Genomic DNA, 16,982 nt, shown 5'->3' with positions numbered 1-16,982 from the left:
GATTGACATATTACTTGATAGAATGATATAATAACCTAGATTTGAACATGAGGGTGTTTATCAGGGGAAAAGGGTAATTTTTTAAATTCATTTGGTAATTTTTATACCCTTCTTTTGGTAAACACCTTTTTTGGGGCGAAAAATAGAAAGTTCATCTAAACCACATTTTGAACTAAGAAAAAAATGGGTAGTAAAGTACTATTGAGTACTTTAAATATTGTCATTATCGCAGTAGGGCGGTAGAAAGGATAGGTAATATATGTTAACAGCTATAACAGGAATAAACTGGGGAGACGAAGGAAAAGGAAGAATGGTAGACCTTCTTTCAGAAGATTACGATGTTGTTGTAAGATACCAGGGTGGAAACAATGCGGGACATACAGTAATAAATGAAAAAGGAAAATTCGTTCTTAATCTACTTCCATCAGGAATATTAAGAGAAGATGTTGTAAATGTTATGGGGAACGGTGTAGTAATAGATTTAAAACATCTTCATGGAGAAATGGGAAGATTAAGAGAAGCTGGAATAAAAATAACTCCAGCAAACTTAAAAATAAGTGATAGAGCTATAATATGTATGCCATATCACGTTCAGCAGGACTGCTTAGAAGAAGAAAGATTAAAAGACGCTAAGTACGGTTCAACAAGAAGAGGTATAGCTCCAGTATATGGAGATAAATACATGAAAAAAGGTATAAGAATGGGAGATCTTCTTGATAGTGAAGAAAGCTTAAAAGCTAAAATAGCAAATATAGTTGAATGGAAAAACCTTATGATAGAAAAAGGTTACGAATCTGAAAAATTAGATGCAGAAGAAATGTTTGCATGGATAAAAGAGTACGGATATGAATTAAAAGATTATATATGTGATACAGGTCTTTTCATAGATAATGCAGCTGCAAATGGTAAAAATGTAATGTTTGAAGCACAGTTAGGTGCTTTAAGAGATATAGACTTTGGTATATATCCATTTACATCTTCATCATCAACTATAGCTTCTTATGCACCAATAGGGTCTGGTGTGCCAAATAGAAAATTAGACCTTACTGTAGGTATAATGAAAGCTTACTCTACTTGTGTTGGTGAAGGACCTTTCACAGCTGAATTATTTGGAGAAGAAGCAGAACATTTAAGAAAAGCTGGTAACGAATACGGTGCAGCTACAGGTAGACCAAGAAGAGTTGGTGGATTTGACGTTCTTGCATCTAAATACGGTGTTAGAATGCAGGGAGCAGATGAAATAGCTCTTACTAAATTAGACGTTCTTTCATACATGGATAAAATACCAGTATGTGTAGGATATACTTTTGAAGGAAAAGAATTAGATGTATTCCCAATAGGGGAAAAATTAGAAAACGCTAAACCAGTTTACGAATACGTAGATGGATGGCATGAAGATATATCTGGTTGCAGAAAATTAGAAGAATTACCAAAAGCAGCTAGAGAATACATAGAATATATAGAAAAAGCTGTTGGGTGCAAGATAAAATACGTTTCAGTTGGAGCTGAAAGAGAAGAATACATAGTAGTACCAGACTAGTATTTTTGCATCGTTGCAGACAATTTGAGAATAATGGGATATGTTTTGTAAATTTTTACAGGGCATATCCCTATTTAAAAGAAAAACTATAAAGTAAACAAAAACTATATTAAAAAAGAGGAATAGAAGAATGGAAGAAAAGTTAAGAGAAGAATGTGGAGTTTTTGGGATAAGAACCAAAGAAAATGATTCAGCTAGTATGACTCATTCTGCACTTATGGCACTTCAGCACAGAGGTCAGGAAGGTGCAGGAATAGCATCGTTAGTTGGAGAAAAAATAAATTTATTTAAAAATAAGGGATTAGTAAGCGAGGTATTCTCACCAAAGGATATAAGCGACTTAGGAGATGCTGAAGTATCTATAGGACACGTTAGATACTCTACAACAGGCTCTAACTCAAAGGCAAATACTCAGCCAATACTAGCGGAGTATTTAAGGGGAAGGGTTGCAGTTGCTCACAATGGGAATATTGTCAACTCAATGGAAATAAGAAAAGGTCTTGAAAAAGAAGGATGTATATTTAGATCTACTAATGATAGTGAATCTATAGCGAAATTAATCGCATTTGAAATGCTTACAGAAAAAGATGAATTAAAAGCTATTGAAAAAGCAGTTGAAAAACTAGAAGGTGCATTTTCACTTGTTATAATGACATCTCAAAACAAACTAGTAGCGATAAGAGATGGATGGGGATTTAGACCTCTTTGTATAGGTAAAGGTGAAAATGGAATAGCTGTGGCATCTGAAAGCTGTGCATTTGATAGTATAAACTATGAATTAATTAGAGATATTGAACCAGGAGAAATGGTCGTAATAAACGAAGATCTTTCTATAGATAGCAAAATGATATTAAATAGAGAAAAAAAGGGCTCTTGTATATTTGAGTATGTATACTTTGCCAGAACAGACTCAAACATAGATGGATTAAATGTATACGATGCAAGAATAAACATGGGAAGAGAACTTGCAAAAGAATTCAAAATAGACGCAGATGTCGTATGTGGTGTGCCAGATAGTGGAATAGAGGCAGCCATTGGATATGCAAAAGAAAGCAATATGCCTTTTGAATTTGGATTTGTAAAGAATAGATACATTGGAAGAAGTTTCATATTCCCAACACAAGAGCAGAGAGAAAAAGCGGTTAAACTAAAATTAAATCCTCTTGCAAGTAATTTAAAAGACAAGAGAGTAATACTTATAGACGACTCTATAGTAAGAGGAACTACAAGTGCTAAGATAATCAAAAATGTAAGACGGGCAGGTGCTAAAGAGGTGCATATGCTTGTATCTTCACCGATGTTCAAACACACTTGTAACTTTGGAACAGATATAGATAGCGAAGAAAATCTAATAGCAAATAAAATGGAATTAGAAGAAATCAGAAAAAGCATAGGCGCTGATTCACTAGGGTTTATAAGCATAGAGGGGTTAAAGAAAGCATGTGGAAAATGTTGCAGAGATTTCTGTACAGGATGTTTCGATGGAAATTATCCTCTTATAATAGAAAACTACAGCAAATCACAGTTTGAATAGAAAAAAGGAGGCACTAACTTTGGAAAAGAAAATCAACTTAATTCTTGAAAATGGAAAGATTTTTGAAGGAAAATCTTTTGGACGGGAAAAGGAAATAACTGGCGAAATAGTATTTACTACTGGAATGACAGGATATTTTGAAACACTTACAGACCCAAGTTACTGTGGGCAGATAGTTGTTCAGACATTCCCACTTATAGGAAACTACGGAATAATAGAAGAAGATGCCGAAAGTAGAGGCTCTTTTGTAAAAGCTTATATAGTTAGAGAGTACTGTGAACATCCTTCTAACTACAGATGTGAGGGTACACTTGATGAATACCTTAAAAAGAACGATATACCAGGAGTATACGGTATAGATACAAGAGAACTTACAAGAGTACTTAGAGAACATGGTACTATGAAGGCAAAAATAACTTCTGAACCAGTTAAAGAAAATGAAAAAATAGATGTAGAATACTTTGATATGGTTGAAGCAGTTACTTGTGAAGAGTCATTTACTGATAAAGTGGAAGATGCTAAGTATAACGTAGTATTATGGGATTTCGGTGCTAAGAGAAATATAAGAAGAGAATTATTAAAAAGAGGATGCAATGTAACAACAGTGCCTGCATCTACAACAGCTGAGGAAATAAAAGCATTAAATCCAGACGGAATAATGCTATCTAATGGACCTGGAGATCCAAAGGACAATGTAAAAATAATAGAAGAATTAAAAGAACTATGCAAGGCAAATATACCTACATTTGGAATTTGTTTAGGTCATCAGTTATTAGCTCTTTCTCAGGGAGGAACTACTATTAAATTAAAATATGGACACAGAGGTGGAAATCAGCCTGTTAAAGATCTTTCAACAGGAAGAATATACGTATCAAGCCAGAATCATGGATATGCAGTTGACAATGATGAATTACCTAAAAATGCAGAATTATTATTTACAAATGTAAATGACGGTACTTGTGAAGGAATAAAATACACAGATATGCCAGTATTCTCAGTACAGTTCCATCCAGAAGCTTGTGGTGGACCACAGGATACAGCATATTTATTTGATAGATTTATAAGTTTAATGGAAGGAGTTGAGATATAATGCCTAAAAATAACGACATACAGAAAGTACTTTTAATAGGTTCAGGACCTATAGTAATAGGACAGGCAGCAGAATTTGATTATTCTGGAACACAGGCTTGTCAGTCTTTAAAAGAAGATGGAAAGGAAGTTATACTAGTTAACTCAAATCCAGCGACTATAATGACTGACAACGCAATGGCTGACAAAATATATATAGAGCCATTAACAGTTACTACATTAAAAAGAATAATAGAAAAAGAAAGACCAGACAGTATACTTTCTACATTAGGTGGGCAGACAGCTCTAACTCTTTCAATGCAGTTAGCTAAAGAAGGATACCTAGAAAAAATGGGTGTTAAGCTTCTTGGAGCAGACCCAGAAACAATAGATAAAGCTGAAGATAGACAGATGTTCAAAGATACAATGCTTGAAATAGGACAGCCTGTAATACCTTCAGAAATAGTTGAAGACCTAGATTCTGCTGTAGAATTCGCAGGAAAAATAGGTTACCCAGTAATAGTTAGACCAGCGTTTACTCTTGGAGGAAGCGGTGGTGGAATCGCAAACGACGAGGAAGAATTTAAAAAGATTGCAGAAAATGGACTTAGATTATCTCCAATAACACAGATATTAGTTGAAAAATGTATATCTGGATGGAAAGAAATAGAGTTTGAAGTTGTAAGAGATGGAGCAGGAAATGCTATAACTGTATGTTCAATGGAAAACTTTGACCCAGTTGGAGTACATACAGGAGATAGTATAGTAATAGCTCCAGCGGTTACACTTGCAGATAAAGAATACCAGATGCTTAGAACAGCAGCTATAAAAATAGTTGATGCTATGGGTGTTGAAGGTGGATGTAACTGCCAGTTTGCACTTAATCCAAATAGCGACGAATATGCTGTAATAGAAGTAAACCCAAGGGTTTCAAGATCTTCGGCTCTAGCTTCAAAAGCTACAGGATACCCAATAGCAAAAGTTGCTGCAAAAATAGCACTTGGATATAGATTAGATGAAATAAAAAATGAAATAACTAAACAGACTTACGCATGCTTCGAGCCAGCTCTTGACTATGTTGTTGTTAAATTCCCTAAATGGCCATTTGACAAATTTGTATATGCTAAGAGAGAACTTGGTACTCAGATGAAGGCTACAGGTGAGGTAATGGCTATAGGACAGAACTTTGAAACAGCACTTATGAAAGCTGTTAGAGGATCTGAAAACAAAACAGACTGCTGTACTCTTCCAAAAGTTGCTGCGTATTCAGATGAACAGGTAAAAGAAGCTCTTCATGTATGCAACGATGAAAGAGTATTCGTAATATATGAAGCATTAAAAAGAGGAATATCTTGTGAAGAAATACATGAAATAACAAAAGTAGATAACTGGTTCTTATATAAAATGAAAAATATAGCAGAAGTAGAAAAAGAACTATCTAAAGGAAATGTATCAGAAGCTACTTATAACGTTGCAAAAAGATACGGATTCTTAAACTCTACAATAGAAAGAATAAGTGGAGAAAAAGTAAATTACTCAGCTCCAGCGTCATTTAAAATGGTCGACACTTGTGCAGGAGAATTTAAAGCAGAAACTCCATACTTCTATAGTTGCTGTGATGAAGTAAATGAAGCGGATGAGTTTATAGAAAGAAAAGGAATAAGAGAGAGAAAAACTGTAGTAGTTCTTGGTTCAGGACCGATAAGAATAGGACAGGGGATAGAATTCGACTACTCTGCAGTTCACTGTGTATGGGCACTTAAAAAAGCAGGATTTGATGTTGTTATAATAAACAACAACCCAGAAACTGTATCTACAGACTTTGATACAGCGGATAGACTATACTTTGAACCACTTACTCCAGAAGATGTAATGAACGTAATGAATACAGAAAAACCTTATGGAGTAGTAGTTGCATTTGGTGGTCAGACAGCTATAAACCTAACTAAGTTCCTAGAAAGTCAGGGAATAAATGTATTAGGATCTAGTGCAGAAAGCATAGATATGGCAGAGGATAGAGAAAGATTTGATGAACTTCTTGAATCTCTACACATAAAAAGACCACAGGGACATACAGTTCTTACAGAAGATGAAGCCTTAAAAGCTGCAAATGAACTTGGATACCCAGTACTTATGAGACCATCTTACGTATTAGGTGGACAGAATATGATAATTGCATTCGGCGATGAAGATATCAAAGAATACATGAAAATAATACTAAAATCAAACAAAAAGGACAACCCAATACTAATAGATAAATATATGATGGGTGTAGAAGTAGAAGTTGATGCTATATGTGATGGAGAGGATATATTAATTCCGGGAATAATGGAACATATAGAAAGAGCAGGAGTACACTCAGGTGACTCTATAGCAGTTTGTCCTTCATGGAATATAAGTGAAAAACTAAAAGAAAAAATAGTTGAATACTCAAAACAGCTTGCAGTTTCTTTAAAAACTAAGGGACTTGTAAATATACAGTACGTTATATACGAAGGAAAAATATATGTAATAGAAGTAAATCCAAGATCTTCTCGTACAATACCTTACCTAAGTAAAATAACTGGTGTTCCAATGGTTGAGCTTGCAGTTAGAGCAATGCTTGGAGAAAAAATAAAAGATATGGGATTTGGAACAGGGCTATTTAAAGGACAGAAATACTTTGCAGCCAAAGTACCAGTATTCTCATTCGAAAAATTAATAGACCTAGATGTACACTTAGGACCAGAAATGAAATCTACTGGGGAAGTTTTAGGTATAGGTAGAAATCTAAAAGAAGCAGTATTTAAAGGACTAGCAGCTGCTGGATACCATATGGAAAAAGACGGTGGAGTATTTATATCTGTAAAAGATGGAGATAAACCAGAAATAGCAGAAGTAGCTGAAAAATTTGAAAGACTAGGATTTAAATTATACGCTACAGAAGGAACTGCCAAAGTTCTTGAAGAAGAAGGAATGGATGTTACAGTAGTAAATAAAATTCACGAAGACAGAGTAAACAACACAAGTAAGTTAATAGAAAGTGGAGTAGTAAAATATGTAATTTCAACATCTTCTAAGGGTAGAATACCTACAAGAGACAGTGTTAAAATCAGAAGAAAAGCAATAGATTACGCTGTTCCTTGTCTAACTTCAATAGACACAGCAAATGCACTTGCAGAAAGTTTATTAAGTCACTACTCAGAAGAAAATACCAGACTAGTTGATATAAATTCAATATATGTATAAAATTGTAAGTGATGATGAAAACTGCACATATATAATAGAAAATTTAATATATGTGCAGTTTAGAATTTGAACTTATAGAATATTATGAAATGTATACTTTAAGGGGAGGAAACTAAGATGAATAAAGGAAAAATGTTATATGAAGGTAAAGCCAAAAGAGTCTATGAAATAGAAGGGAATGATGATTGCTTATTAATATCATACAAAGACGATGCAACTGCATTCAATGGACTTAAAAAAGGACAGATAGACGGAAAAGGTGTTATAAACAACAGAATGGCCAACTTTATATTTAAAAAACTAGAAGAAGAAAAGGGAATAGAAACTCATTTAGTTGAAGAAATTTCAGATAGAGAAACAATAGTTAAAAAGGTGGAAATAGTACCACTTGAAATAATAGTTAGAAACATAGCTGCAGGTAGCTTTTCTAAGAGATTTGGTGTAGAAGAAGGAACTGTACTAAAAAATCCTACATTAGAATTCTGCTTAAAAGACGATGCACTTGGGGATCCAATGATAAACGACAGCCAGATAATGGCAATAGGTGCAGCTACTAAGGAAGAACTAGACGCTATAAAAGATATGACAATGAAAATAAATGATTTCTTAATAGAGTATTTCAAACAGGCTGACATAGAATTAGTAGACTTCAAAATAGAAATGGGAAGATACCATGGAAGAATAATCTTAGCAGATGAGATATCTCCTGACACTTGCAGACTTTGGGATATAAACACTCACGAAAAACTAGATAAAGATAGATTTAGAAGAGATTTAGGTGGAGTGAAAGAAGCCTATGATGAAGTAATGAGCAGATTAGGAATATAATTTGAACTTATTATATAAACAAAAAGAGTATAATAAAAATTAAAATAAAAATCGGAGGATAATATGAACGAAATATATCAGTCACCACTAACATCACGTTATGCGAGTAAAGAGATGAAACAGCTTTTCTCTAATGACAAAAAATTCCGTACATGGAGAAAATTATGGATAGCACTAGCTGAATCAGAAATGGAGCTAGGTCTTGAAATAACTCAGGAACAGATAGACGAATTAAAAGCAAATCAGGATGATATAAACTACGATGTAGCTGTTGCAAGAGAAAAAGAAGTTAGACACGATGTTATGTCTCATGTTTACGCTTACGGACAGCAGTGCCCTAAAGCAGCAGGAATAATACACTTAGGAGCTACTTCTTGCTACGTTGGAGATAATACAGACTTAATACTAATGTACGAAGGTATGGAACTTGTTAGAACAAAATTAGTAATGGCTATAAAAGCATTATCTAAATTTGCAGATGAGTATAAGAGTCTTCCAACACTTGGATTTACTCACTTCCAGCCAGCTCAGCCAACAACAGTAGGTAAGAGAGCTACACTATGGATACAGGACTTATTATATGATTTAGAAGAAATAGAACACTTCTTATCAGATAAAAGACTTCTTGGATCAAAAGGAACAACAGGAACTCAGGCCTCATTCCTTGAATTATTTGAAGGGGATTACGAAAAAGTAAAAGAGCTTGATAGAAAAATAGTTGAAAAAATGGGATACGACAAAGTAATAGCTGTATCTGGACAGACTTACACTAGAAAAATAGACAGCAAAGTTCTTAATATATTATCTGGTATAGCTCAGTCAGCTACAAAATTCTCAAACGACATAAGACTTCTTCAGCACTTAAAAGAAGTTGAAGAACCATTCGAAAAGAAACAGATAGGTTCTTCTGCTATGGCATATAAGAGAAACCCAATGAGAAGTGAAAGAATAGCAGCACTTGCTAGATACGTTATGGTAGATGCTTTAAACCCAGCTATAACAACAGCTACTCAGTGGTTTGAAAGAACATTAGACGACTCTGCCAACAAGAGAATAAGCGTGCCAGAAGCATTCTTAGCAGTAGATAGTATACTAAGCTTATACTGCAACGTTGCAGATGGATTAGTTGTATATCCAAAAGTTATAGAACAGAGATTAATGAGCGAACTTCCATTTATGGCTACAGAAAACATAATGATGGACGCTGTTAGAAAAGGTGGAAACAGACAGGATTTACACGAAAGAATAAGAGTACATTCTTTAGAAGCTGGTAGAATGGTTAAGGTTGAAGGTAAGAAAAACGACCTAATAGAAAGAATAGCAGCTGACGAAATGTTTGGTGTTACTCTTGAAGAATTAAACGAAATACTTAAACCAGAAAAATACGTTGGATGCGCACCAATGCAGGTTGAAGAATTCCTAAAAAATGAAGTTGCTCCAGTACTAGAAGCTCACAAAGACGACAAAGAAATGGACAACGAAATAAATGTATAAAAAATATGGGACTGTTGCATAAATTGCAACAGTCCCTTTTTTTAAGAACTCTATTTAGTGATTTAAGTTACGACAGATAAATTCCAAGAGTCCTACTTTAAGCTTTTTAAAATAAAAATATGAACCTTTAAAATATGTTATAGTAATTAATGTATTTGTAAACATTAATAGGCTAATAACCAAAAAAACCGATTAATATCTACAAATTGATTGCATGTTCTTCAATGAATTTTTTAAATTCATTTATAAGTGGTATTTCATAAGAAGATTTTAAATAAGCCATATATACAATATTTTGCCAGTCTAAGTCTGATATTTCTATAGATTTAACTCCCTTTAGATTTACAGTATTGTTTTCTGGAACTATTGAAATTCCAAAGTCACCAGTTATTAGAGAAGCTATAACACCTAAATCATCAGTCTTGTAAGATATATTTGCCCAGCATTCTTTCTTGTTTAAATAAGAAGATAGTTTTTCTGAAAGTGTATGATTTTTAGTATAAAGAATGTGATTATATTCTAATGTGTCGTCTATAGAAACAGATTCTTTATCGGCTAGAGGGTGCCCCTCTGGAACTAGAAGTATAGCATTCTGTTTAAATACAGGTGTATACTCTATATTTTTTTCATTTATTCTATTAGAACAGAATATAAAATCAAAATTCTTTGAATATAACCCCTTGATTAATTCCTCAGTAGATTCAGCATCGTAGTAAAATTTAAAGTCGATGTTTTTCCCAGTATGTTCATTTAAAAATTTTCTTGCCAGATCCGGAATAAATGAAGCAGCCATATTTTTATGGAAAGCTATATCTATACATCCTTCCCCTATTTCTGAAAGGTGTATTGAGTTGATGCTTTCATCAATAAGAGCTAAAGCCTTCTCGATGTCTGTTAAAAAATTCTTCCCAGCTCTAGTGAGCACTACATTTCTACCTTCTTTTTCAAATAGGCGAATATTAATCTCTCTTTCTAGTGAAGCTATTGCATGGCTAAGACTAGGCTGAGTGATTGATAACTGCTCAGCAGCTTTTGTGTAGTGTTCGAGATGGGCTAAAGTAACGAAATATTTAAGATGATATAAGTTCATAACAATTTCTCCTTTTTTAAATGTAAAAACAAATTCATCAAATACATATCTCTTATCCATAGAAAAAATATATAATTGTAATAATTAATTATTTAACATTATAACACAATATGAATAAATTATCTACAAAACTTAAAAAATTAAGTGATTAAAATTATGAATTTAAGAAGCTAAATTTATTAAAAACTTGAAAAAGTAAATAATAAATCGTTATTAATTTTGGTGAAATGAAAAAAATATATAATAATAAAGCATTATAATTTGATAAAAAAATTTCAGACGTAACATATTTTTAGTAAATATGTATGACGTCTGAAGTATTTTTTATAATAAATATCTATGGTTTATAGAGCGATATTTACTTTTTCTCCGTTTAGTTTAACTATTTTTGCTGGTATTCCAACAACAGTTGCGTTTTCTGGCACGTTTTTAAGAACTACCGCATTTGCACCTATTTTAGAGTTATCCCCAAGTTTAATATTTCCAAGTACTTTTGCACCAGTTGCTATAGTAACGCCATTTCCAACTGTAGGGTGTCTTTTTCCTTTGTCATGTCCTGTACCGCCAAGAGTAACCTGGTGGAACATCACTACATCGTCGCCGATTTCAGCTGTTTCGCCTATTACAACACCGTTTCCATGGTCTATAAATAATCTTTTTCCAATTGTAGCACCTGGGTGAATTTCTATACCTGTAAGAAATCTAGCTACCTGAGATATAAATCTAGCTAAGAATTTTAACCCCAGATTGTTTATAAAATGTGCTATTCTGTGGAAAAATATTGCGTGAATTCCAGGGTAATTTATTATAATGCTCAGGGCATTTGTCGCCGCTGGGTCCTGTGCTTTATATGTGTTTATTATATTTCTAAAACTGCTCATATCTAATCCTCCAAAGCCTAATCATAATTTTTTATTTCTTTCTATTTATGTTTCTAACTGCCACTTTAAAAATTACTTGTACAGATTTTTAAAACTTATTTGTATAAATCTGTTGAAAGGTATCTTTCTCCATTATCGGGAGCTATAAATAGAACTTTCTTGCCTTTACCAAGTCTTTCAGCTGTTTTGATTGCCGCTGCAAGTGCTGCACCACCTGAAATTCCAAGCATAACTCCTACATCTGATGCTGATTTTATAGCGTTTGAATAAGCTTCTTCAGATGAAATCTGTTCCACTTTATCTATTAAATCTGTATCTAGTATTGATGGTATAAATCCTGCACCTATACCCTGAAGTTTGTGAGGAGATGGGCTACCACCTGAGATAACAGGAGATAAATCTGGCTCAACTGCTATTATTTCGATATCTTTGTAGTTTTCTTTAAGTACGCTTGCATTTCCAGTTAATGTGCCACCAGTACCGACACCAGCTACAAATGCGTCTAAGTTTTTAAAGTCTTTTATGATTTCTATTGCTGTGGAGTTTTTGTGAGCTTCTGGATTAGATTTATTATTGAACTGATCAAACATTTTGTATCCTCTAGTTTCTACTAATTCTTCTGCTTTTGCAATAGCTCCATTCATTCCAAGTTTTCCTGGAGTAAGGACTATTTCTGCACCATATGCTTTTAAAATCTTCTGTCTTTCTATACTCATAGTATCTGGCATAACCATGACAGCCTTTAATCCGTTTGCAGCTGCAGCCATTGCAATTCCTATCCCTGTGTTTCCACTTGTAGGTTCTACTATAGTATCACCTGATTTTATAGTTCCATCTAGTAGCATTTTTTCCATTATGAATGCTGCAATTCTGTCTTTTATTGATCCTCCTGGATTGAAGAATTCAAGCTTTCCGTATATTTCAGCGCTGTTTTCAGTTTCGAACTCTTTAAATCTAAGAACCGGTGTATTTCCTATAGTTTCAGTTATTTTGTTGTATATCATAATATTTTCCTCCGTCTGAACCTTTTTGCTCTATTATTTTTATTTGAATTTTGTTTTGAAATTTAAAATAAAGATATTTTGGCGTGAGTTAGACAGTCTAAAAAAATTATGATTATCTTTTAAAGAATTGTAGATTTACATCTGTTTGATTAGTAATTCTAGATTTGATTGGATTTTTGACATTAAAAAACTGTTTCCATAAAACATACTCGTAAAAAGCAAAGGCTAAAATATATCTAAAGGGGATGATATGCAAAAATTATTATCAGGCCTGCTACGAGTATTTATTTTTTATGAAAACAGCATTAGAAATCTATTTAATCAATAGATTTGAAATTCAATTTTAAAATTTATCAAACTAAAGAGTAACACCGTTTTTAGAGAAAGTCAAAGTCCCGCCATAAAAAATACTGTTATTTAATTGTTTTAAATTGTAGCAACAACAACAGCAACACATAGCATGACCATTCCTTTCTTTTCTAAAATTTATCTATTTAAGATATGTGTTATCCTTACTTTAATTTGATAATATACCCAAATTAAAAATATGTCAAGATTATAAAAAAAAGAAAGTGTAGCAAAAGCCACACTTTCAAATAAATTTCAAATTGAAATCAAAATACAATTAGTTTATAGAGTTTTCTGATCCTAGAACATTATCTATTTTGCTTTCTACAACAGCCTGTATAGCGTCTTTACCAGCACCTAAGTATTTTCTTGGGTCGAACTGAGATGGGTTTTCAGCTAAGTATTTTCTTATAGCTGCAGTCATAGCTAATCTTAAGTCAGTATCCATGTTTATTTTGCAAACTGCCATTGAAGATGCTTTTCTTAACATGTCAACTGGAACACCTTTAGCACCAGCTATATTTCCACCGAATTCGTTACAAGTAGCAACTGATTCCTGATCAACTGCAGAAGCACCGTGAAGTACTATTGGGAATCCTGGTAATCTGTTCTGTATTTCTTCTAATATGTCGAATTTTAATTCAGCTTCACCTTTGAATTTGAAAGCACCGTGAGAAGTACCTATAGCTATAGCTAATGAGTCAACTCCTGTTCTTTCAACGAATTCAACTGCTTCGTCTGGGTCAGTGTATTTGTGTACATTTGAGCTAACTTCATCTTCAACACCTGCTAATACACCTAATTCAGCTTCAACAACAACTCCTCTTTCGTGAGCGTAGTCAACAACTTCTTTAGTAACTCTTACGTTTTCTTCGAAATCGAAGTGAGATCCATCTATCATAACTGAAGTGAATCCAGCATCTATACAAGATTTAACTGTTTCGAAGTTTGGACCGTGGTCTAAGTGAAGAGCAACGTCTACACCTATTTCATCAGATGCAGCTTTTACCATTTCAACTAATGTATGAGGTCCAGCATACTGTATAGCTGATTTAGAAGCCTGTATCATAACATATGAGTTTTTAGCTTTTGCTCCTTCTAATACACCCTGTAACTGTTCTAAGTCACTTATGTTGAATGCACCTATAGCGTATCCACCTTCATAAGCTTTTTTAAACATTTCTTTAGTAGTAATTAAAGCCATTTTTAAATTCCTCCTATAAACTTTTAAAAATTTATCCATCAAATATATTATACAGAGAAAAACAAAAAAGGTATAGACTAAATTGAAAAACAGTACGTTGCAAACATTTTCTTTTTGAAAAAAATTTAGAGTTAATATTTTTTATGATATTTTTACTGATTTTTTATAATAAAATTTTGAAAATCTGATTATTGCTTGAGATAAACGGATTTTTTTCTGTTAATTGAAGATAAAAAATGATAATATTAATATATTATGATTTAAGCGAAAAATATACGATGATGTAAATAAAAATTGAAAAAGGAGGGAAAATTTTGGCTAAGAAACAAAGAGTAGACAAGGTGTTATCTAACTTAGGCTATGGAAGTAGAGCTGAGCTTAAAAAATTCTGTAAACAAGGGCTTGTTTTTGTAAATGGAAAAGTAGTTTCTAATCCAGGGCTTCAAGTAGATACTGATATAGATGAAATAGTATTCAACGGAGAAAAGATAAACTACAGAGAATTTATATATCTAATGATGAATAAACCAGATGGATATATTTCTGCGACATTTGATAAACACGATCCAATAGTGCTTGATTTAATAGACAATGAGTATTTAGTGTTTGAGCCGTTTCCAGTTGGAAGATTGGACAAAGATACTGAGGGGCTTCTTGTGTTGACTAATGATGGGCAGCTTGCACATAGAGTATTATCACCTAAAAAGCACGTTCCAAAAACATACTATGCAAAAATAGATGGAAAAGTAACTGAGGAAGATATTGAGGCATTTAAAAATGGAGTAACTTTGGACGATGGATATGAAACTATGCCTTCAGAACTTGTAATATTAAAATCTGATGATATTTCTGAGATAGAACTTACAATACACGAAGGAAAATTCCATCAGGTTAAGAGAATGTTTGAAAGTGTTGGAAAGACTGTGGTATATTTAAAAAGACTTTCTATGGGAGCTTTAAAATTAGATGAAACACTAGAATTGGGTGAATATAGAGAGCTTACAGATGAAGAAGTTAAATTAATAGAAGTAAGAGAATAAGTTGTTTAGACAATTTGATAAATTATAAAAAATATAATCGAATAATAGGAGGTAAACGTGAAAAAGAGAGATATAATCGAGTTTGAAATCGGTAAAATGGAATTTGGCGGTGTGAGTATAAGCCAGTACGGAGATAGAAGAATAAAGATGAAAGGCGGAATAAAAGGACAGAAAGTGAAAGCTGCCGTTAAAAGAACTGGAAGAGGTAAGGCAGATGTTAAAATGGTAGAGCTTTTAGAAAGATCTCCAATAGAAACTGCGGAAGTTTGTCCTCACTTTGAAGGTTGTGGTGGATGTACTATGCTTTCTGTTGACTACGCAAAACAGCTTGAAATAAAAGAAGAACAGGTACTTGAACTATTTGAAGACGCTGGAATAAGAGGATTTGAGTTTTTAGGTGTTCAGGGAAGTCCTGACAATGTTGGATACAGAAATAAAATGGAATACACTTTTGGTGATGAGGTAAAAGGTGGACCACTTACACTAGGACTTCACAAAAAGGGTAGACATATAGATATACAGACAGTTGACGGATGTATGTTAGTCGATTCTGATTTCAATACAATATTAAAAGAGTCTTTAGCATTCTTCCAAGATGCAGAGTTACCATACTACAGAGTTGTAAATCACGAGGGATATTTAAGAAACCTTGTAGTTAGAAAAGGTATACACACAGATGAAATAATGGTAAATATAGTAACATCATCTCAGTGCGAGTTTGATATGAGCAAATTTGCCGATATGATAAATGGATTAGAATTAAAAGGAAATGTAGTGAGCATACTTCACACTATAAACGACGGACTTGCAGATGCAGTTCAGTGTGATGAGATGAGAATATTATACGGTGTAGATTATCTACATGAAGAGATATTAGGACTTAAATTTAAAATATCTCCATTCTCATTCTTCCAGACAAATACAAAAGGTGCAGAGCAGCTTTATACTATAGCTAGAGATTTTATTGGAGATCATTCTAACAAGGTTGTTTTCGACTTATACAGCGGAACAGGCTCAATAGGTCAGTTAATGGCAGAAAAAGCTAAGAAAGTATATGGTATAGAGATAATAGAAGAGGCTGTTGTTGCAGCTAATGAAAATGCTAAATTAAATGGTTTAGATAACTGTGAATTTATTGCTGGGGATGTTAAGGACACTGTTAAGAGCTTAGATGTTAAGCCAGATTTAATAATAGTTGACCCTCCAAGACCAGGTATACATAAGCAGGCAATAAAGGATATATGCGATTTCGGTGCTAAGGAGATAGTGTATATTTCTTGTAATCCAAAGACTTTAGTTGATGATTTAAAAGATTTTATAGGTTATGGATATATGCCAGAGAAGGTTAAGTGCATGGACATGTTCCCGTCGACTCCTCATCTCGAATCGGTTGTTAAATTATACAAAATAATGAATATGGCATGTCAGTGCTAATGTAATAGAAAGGCAAGATAATAACTACTATCTGCTCCTAGGTTCCGACGCCTTGTCGTATCCACGAGTGGATGGCGTCTCCAATAGTCGCTAGATAGTAGTTTGGAATAGATAAAGCTATATTAGTATTTAAAAGATAGTATATAGGTACTCGTTGTTATGACGGGTACCTTTTTTCGGTATGACGGGCATGCTATTAATCTGTGGTGAAAGTCCATAAAAGGCGTAGCTACCAATGAACTTGATAGTGACTTGCAAGGTTTATGCTGCGAAGCATAGGCGAGAAGAA

12 protein-coding genes are annotated in these 16,982 nt (G+C 33.4%); 8 read left to right on the top strand and 4 right to left on the bottom strand.

Going from position 1 to position 16,982, the window contains the following annotated elements:
* Positions 1-259: 259 nt before the first annotated feature.
* From ACK2WN_RS07500 to purB, 6 genes are all read left to right on the top strand, one after another.
* Positions 260-1,540, top strand: a complete 1,281-nt coding sequence (locus ACK2WN_RS07500; RefSeq protein WP_329998930.1) for an adenylosuccinate synthase — start codon at positions 260-262, stop codon at positions 1,538-1,540.
* 130 nt (positions 1,541-1,670) lie between these two features.
* Positions 1,671-3,074, top strand: a complete 1,404-nt coding sequence (gene purF, locus ACK2WN_RS07495; protein WP_270840118.1) for an amidophosphoribosyltransferase — start codon at positions 1,671-1,673, stop codon at positions 3,072-3,074.
* Between the two features lie 19 nt (positions 3,075-3,093).
* A complete protein-coding gene (locus tag ACK2WN_RS07490; RefSeq protein WP_270840117.1) occupies positions 3,094-4,164 on the top strand; it encodes a carbamoyl phosphate synthase small subunit in 1,071 nt (356 codons plus the stop codon).
* Entirely contained in the window at positions 4,164-7,370 is a 3,207-nt protein-coding gene (carB, locus tag ACK2WN_RS07485; protein WP_329998931.1) for a carbamoyl-phosphate synthase large subunit, read from the top strand. The genes ACK2WN_RS07490 and carB overlap by 1 nt, the downstream gene beginning before the upstream one ends.
* A 117-nt stretch (positions 7,371-7,487) precedes the next feature.
* Positions 7,488-8,198 (top strand): phosphoribosylaminoimidazolesuccinocarboxamide synthase, encoded by a 711-nt coding sequence (gene purC, locus ACK2WN_RS07480; protein WP_300529410.1) that lies wholly within the window; start codon positions 7,488-7,490, stop codon positions 8,196-8,198.
* Positions 8,199-8,261: 63 nt separating this feature from the next.
* Positions 8,262-9,692 (top strand): adenylosuccinate lyase, encoded by a 1,431-nt coding sequence (gene purB / locus ACK2WN_RS07475; RefSeq protein ID WP_300529412.1) that lies wholly within the window; start codon positions 8,262-8,264, stop codon positions 9,690-9,692.
* A gap of 199 nt (positions 9,693-9,891) precedes the next feature.
* Here purB and ACK2WN_RS07470 read toward each other — a convergent pair whose 3' ends face one another.
* The 4 genes from ACK2WN_RS07470 to fba form a co-directional block, all read right to left on the bottom strand.
* Entirely contained in the window at positions 9,892-10,782 is an 891-nt protein-coding gene (locus ACK2WN_RS07470; RefSeq protein WP_300529414.1) for a LysR family transcriptional regulator, read from the bottom strand.
* Between the two features lie 344 nt (positions 10,783-11,126).
* Positions 11,127-11,663: a serine O-acetyltransferase EpsC gene (gene epsC, locus ACK2WN_RS07465; RefSeq protein WP_300529416.1), complete on the bottom strand. Its 537-nt coding sequence runs from the start codon at positions 11,661-11,663 to the stop codon at positions 11,127-11,129.
* Between the two features lie 95 nt (positions 11,664-11,758).
* Complete coding sequence (gene cysK, locus ACK2WN_RS07460; RefSeq protein WP_329998937.1) at positions 11,759-12,667, bottom strand: cysteine synthase A; 909 nt, start codon at positions 12,665-12,667, stop codon at positions 11,759-11,761.
* A 625-nt stretch (positions 12,668-13,292) separates the two neighbouring features.
* Entirely contained in the window at positions 13,293-14,219 is a 927-nt protein-coding gene (gene fba / locus ACK2WN_RS07455; protein ID WP_416155266.1) for a class II fructose-1,6-bisphosphate aldolase, read from the bottom strand.
* A 314-nt stretch (positions 14,220-14,533) separates the two neighbouring features.
* On the opposite strand from fba, the gene ACK2WN_RS07450 reads away from it, so the two are divergent.
* Complete coding sequence (locus ACK2WN_RS07450) at positions 14,534-15,259, top strand: pseudouridine synthase (RefSeq protein WP_416155265.1); 726 nt, start codon at positions 14,534-14,536, stop codon at positions 15,257-15,259.
* Between the two features lie 57 nt (positions 15,260-15,316).
* Positions 15,317-16,693: a 23S rRNA (uracil(1939)-C(5))-methyltransferase RlmD gene (rlmD, locus tag ACK2WN_RS07445; protein WP_416155264.1), complete on the top strand. Its 1,377-nt coding sequence runs from the start codon at positions 15,317-15,319 to the stop codon at positions 16,691-16,693.
* The last annotated feature ends 289 nt before the right edge of the window (positions 16,694-16,982 follow it).

Source organism: Peptacetobacter sp. AB800 (assembly GCF_047807365.1).
In the GTDB taxonomy this organism is placed as follows: domain Bacteria; phylum Bacillota; class Clostridia; order Peptostreptococcales; family Peptostreptococcaceae; genus Peptacetobacter.
Note: the sequence above shows the minus strand (reverse complement) of the source record. Positions and strands in the feature narration are given on the sequence as shown.